The following is a 921-nucleotide window of genomic DNA, read 5'->3' on the forward strand; positions in this document are numbered from 1 at the left end:
AAGGAATTGATGCAGAACCTGTCCGGTGGTAACCAGCAGAAGGTTCTGATTGCGCGGTGGCTCTTGACGCATCCGGATATCCTGATCCTGGATGAACCGACGCGCGGCATCGACGTCGGTGCGAAATACGAGATCTACACGATCATGCATGACCTGATCAAGGAAGGCAAGTCGATCATCATGATCTCCTCGGAGATGCCTGAATTGCTGGGCATGGCGGACCGCGTGATGGTCATGTGCGAAGGCCGTGTGACGGGCTTCCTGGACCGCGAAGAGGCGGACTCCGTTTCGGTTATGCGTCTGGCTACCAAGTTTATGTAAAGAAACCGGCGGCCGGCATGGCACGGTTTTGGATTTCCGAATCCGCCATATATCTGTTGGTTTCGTCGCGCGAAACGCAGATGTATAATAAAAGAAAGTGAGGTAAATGGGTATGCAAGGAGAAAAGACAGTCCCTCGCAAACAGTATGCAGTGGCCTTCGTCATTGTAGGCGTAGTACTTGCGATCCTGGGAGTCATTTTCAATTTTGCATTGGATGCAAGCAAGACCTTTGACTTGCCGTGGTTCGTCCTTGGCATTGGCGTAATCGCAATTGTATATGGTATCGTACAAATGACAAGAGGGCAGCGCCTTCATCCGGAAGTATCTTTTTCTGCTAGATCGGCAAAGAATTTCTTGACGAATAACGCCATTATGCTGGCATTGCTGGCACTGGTTGTTGTTATCTGCTTCATTGAGCCCCGTTTCATGCAGATTCAGGTTCTCTTGGACATCTTGACGCAGTCCTCCACGAGAATGATTATTGCATTGGGCATCTGCTTCACCCTGTTGATTGCAGGTACCGACCTGTCCGCAGGCCGTATGGTCGGCTTGGCGGCAGTTGTTTCCACCTCCATGTTGCAGACGGCTACCTATGCGAA

Annotated in this window: 1 protein-coding gene and 1 pseudogene; both read left to right on the forward strand. The window is 50.9% G+C overall.

From position 1 onward, the window contains the following. A partial coding sequence (locus B5F54_RS17140; RefSeq protein ID WP_140400424.1) for an ATP-binding cassette domain-containing protein occupies positions 1-321 on the forward strand: 321 nt, incomplete at its 5' end. A gap of 106 nt (positions 322-427) precedes the next feature. Next, a pseudogene (gene mglC, locus B5F54_RS17465) lies at positions 428-921 on the forward strand (galactose/methyl galactoside ABC transporter permease MglC); the annotation flags it as partial.

The organism is Anaeromassilibacillus sp. An250, from assembly GCF_002159845.1.
GTDB classification, from domain to species: Bacteria; Bacillota; Clostridia; order Oscillospirales; family Acutalibacteraceae; genus Anaeromassilibacillus; species Anaeromassilibacillus stercoravium.